Source organism: Aurantibacter sp. (assembly GCF_042094015.1).
In the GTDB taxonomy this organism is placed as follows: Bacteria; Bacteroidota; Bacteroidia; order Flavobacteriales; family Flavobacteriaceae; genus Aurantibacter.
On the sequence record NZ_JBELDZ010000119.1, the window covers coordinates 1 to 3417 of the forward strand.

At 27.1% G+C, this 3417-nt stretch carries 4 protein-coding genes; all 4 read left to right on the forward strand.

Going from position 1 to position 3417, the window contains the following annotated elements; genetic code table 11:
• Positions 1-389, forward strand: a 389-nt coding sequence (locus ACFDSN_RS11840) for an SIS domain-containing protein (protein WP_375240065.1), incomplete at its 5' end; no start/stop codon positions are given.
• A gap of 45 nt (positions 390-434) precedes the next feature.
• Entirely contained in the window at positions 435-1700 is a 1266-nt protein-coding gene (locus ACFDSN_RS11845; protein ID WP_375240066.1) for an oligosaccharide flippase family protein, read from the forward strand.
• Entirely contained in the window at positions 1681-2634 is a 954-nt protein-coding gene (locus tag ACFDSN_RS11850; protein ID WP_375240067.1) for a nitroreductase family protein, read from the forward strand. Before ACFDSN_RS11845 ends, ACFDSN_RS11850 begins: the two co-directional genes overlap by 20 nt.
• Positions 2631-3417: polysaccharide pyruvyl transferase family protein (locus ACFDSN_RS11855; RefSeq protein ID WP_375240068.1), on the forward strand; the 787-nt coding region annotated here is incomplete at its 3' end. The genes ACFDSN_RS11850 and ACFDSN_RS11855, both read left to right, overlap by 4 nt.

Below are 3417 nucleotides of genomic sequence, written 5' to 3' on the forward strand. Positions count from 1 at the left end.
TGGAAGGTGCTTTAAAGCTAAAAGAGATTTCTTATATCCATGCGGAGGGTTATCCCGCCGCCGAAATGAAGCATGGCCCCATTGCTCTTATCGATGAAAATATGCCGGTGATTGTGGTGGCTATTAATAAGGGACATTACGAAAAAACAGTTTCCAACATCCAAGAAATAAAATCGCGAAAGGGGAAGATTATTGCCATTGTTACCGAAGGCGATACGACGGTGAGAGAATTGGCCGATCATGTGATTGAGGTCCCCGAAACCCTAGAATGTTTGAGTCCTTTGGTCACCACGATACCCTTACAGTTACTGTCTTACCATATCGCGGTACTGCTCAATAAAAATGTAGACCAACCTCGTAATTTAGCGAAGTCGGTTACGGTGGAATAATAAAATAATGACGACTACCGGTGGTAGTCGAGAGAAAAATAAATTATGAAAAAAAAGGATTTAGCAACTTATTTTGCTAGATACAAACACTTAAGTTTTATTTCACTAGCATCTGGAATCAATCCTTTGTTAATGTTTTTAGTTACTTATATATTAGCAATAAAACTAAAGAAAGATTCTTATGCTATTTTTTCAAGTGCGTGGATAGTAATTACTATTTTAAAATCTGTCTCTTTTTTTGGTTTAAGAGAATCATTTCTTAGGGCTTACGCTAAGAATAAGAACAAATTTTTTGAGCTTTTCTTAGCTCTAATTTCTTCAAGTATATTTTATTACTTTATTTGTTTAGTATTTTTATTGGTTTTTTCTATTTATATGAGTAATGCTGCTGAGTCAGAATTATATAAAAGTTTTTCATTTTTTTTATTAAGTTATGTTTTTATTGAAATATCAAATGTTATTTTTATGATTAAAAACAAACTAAATTTACTCTCAATTAATCATTTTTTACAAAGCTTTTGTCTTTTATCTTTTCTTCTTTATATTAGTTTTGGGAAAAATGATTTTTTGTTGACAGATTTATCCAAAGCAATATTTTACTCATCTACAGCCACAATAGCAATATCTTTTTTATTACTTACAAATGTTAGGCAACATATTAAGGGGGAGATAGTTTTAAAAAACAACTTAATTAACTCAAAAAAACTAATAAAATATGGTTTCTTCTTTGGTTTAGGGTTAATTTTTCAACAGTTTTATAATCTATCTGATCAATTACTTTACAGATATTTTGAAGGAGATTTATTAATCCTAGCCGATTATTCTTTATCTTATTCTTTAATTTCAGTTACTTTTATTTTACCAGCAGTACTTTATCAAAAGTACCTGATTCCAAAAATGATTATAAATTCTGAATCTAATCAGGATCAAAATTGGGCTCTGTTAAAAAAAATAATTAAACCTACATTATTAATTAGTTTAATAATTACCATTATATTTATTCTATCTATTAATTTTATTGAAATTTATGTTTTTAACAATAAATATAACCTAACATTTTATTCCATATTATTAAGTCCCAATATTATTATTTTATATCTAGCCTTGTGTTATGGATCAATACTTTACACAAAACATTATTACAGACAAAAAGTTAAATATATGGGTATTACGGTACTGATCAACTTAATCCTAAACTTATTTTTTTTACCGTTAATTGGAATTTATAGTTTATTAATTTCAACATTGTTTAGTAATATCTACCTTCTAATATCATACAGAAAATATTTTTATGAAGAGCTTCAAAGATAATTTTAAACCTACTTATAGAGCATTTATTGCATTAACTAATTTCTTATACCATTTCAAACGTTATTGGAAATATTCAGGTAGAAGAAACATTTCACTTGAAGAAATTGAATTTGATATAATGAAAACTGCACATGCTTTAGAGAAAAGTATGGGTATGAAAAATCAAAAAATAAATTCAGGATGGAATAATGCAATCTTACTACAAAAACTATTGTCATCTAAAGTATTAATTAATAGCTTGTCACCATCTTATAAAATAGGGACTGCTATTTTAGAGAAATTTGTTGAACATAAAAAGAATAATGGTGGTCATCAGCAAATTTCAGAAATTGAAAAGAGTGATAGAGAGTTCTATAAAAACTCAGGTACTTTCGATTATAATTATACATTTAATTCATTTGAAGATTTTTTATCACCTGAAGATTTTTTTATGAGTAGATATTCATTTAGAAGTTTTGTGGACTCTAAAATTGACTTACCTACATTAGAAAGAATAGTAACATTAGCCTCTAAAACTCCAAGCGCTTGTAATAGACAAGAATGGTTTACATATATAATTCAAGATGAGTCTTTAATATACGAAGCTTTGTCTCTTCAATCAGGTAATAGAGGCTTTAATAAAGAAGTGAAAAATTTGATGATTATTTGTACTGATATTTCTGCTTTTGTTCCAGGACAAGAAGCTTATCAGCATTGGATTGACGGAGGTATGTATTCAATGTCAATAGTATATGCGATTCATTCTATTGGACTTGTATCTTGTTGTTTGAATTGGAGTACAGATCCCAAAACAGACCTTAAGTTAAGAAGTAAAATAAAAATAAAAAACAATCATTCTGTTTTAATGATGTTAGCGTTTGGAGAACCAGAGTTAAATGCAACCGTATGTCATTCAAAAAGAAAACCAATAGAATCATTTTATAAAATTTTATGAAAAAAAGAAATATTAAATTAATAACAATTTTTAAGACAAATAATATAGGAGCTATATTACAGGCTTTTGCTTTGAAAACTGTTCTTGAGAATTATGGTGAAGTAGAACTAGTTGATATAAAAAATCATCATATTGATAAAGGAATCAAGCTTGTGAGGTTTGGTAAAACCTTCAAGAGTATCCTTAGTGTAGGGAAAGATATATTAAGATTATCTTCTAGAAAATTACTTATTAGAAAGTTCAATTTATTTTTAAAAAAATTTAAAATAATAGGTTTAGATCAAATTAACAATGAGGTTACAGTAAGTGATTACTTTTTTACTGGTTCAGACCAGATATGGAATCCTGACTGTATTTCTAATAATAGTAAAATTGACACACGATATTTTTTCGAAAACATAGAGTCAAAAAATATTAATTCATATGCTTCTAGTAAAGGTTCCTATAATTATTCCAAAAATCAAGAGTTAGTTTTTTTAAGTTTAATTTCAAAATTCAATAAAATCAGTGTTAGGGAAAAAGATTTTTGTGATTACTTAATTCGTAATAAATTTCCATTTGCTGAACATGTTTTGGACCCATCATTATTATTGTCTAAAAAGTCATGGTTAAATTTTGATTTTAAATTAGATTCTAATATTGATAAAAAATTACCTAAAAAGTATATATTGGTTTATACTATTCCTAGGATGAAAATAATGCCAGATTTAATATTACATGTTAAAGAAACACTTGGATTACCAGTAGTAATAATAGATCAAAATTTTAAAAGTTTTAAGAATA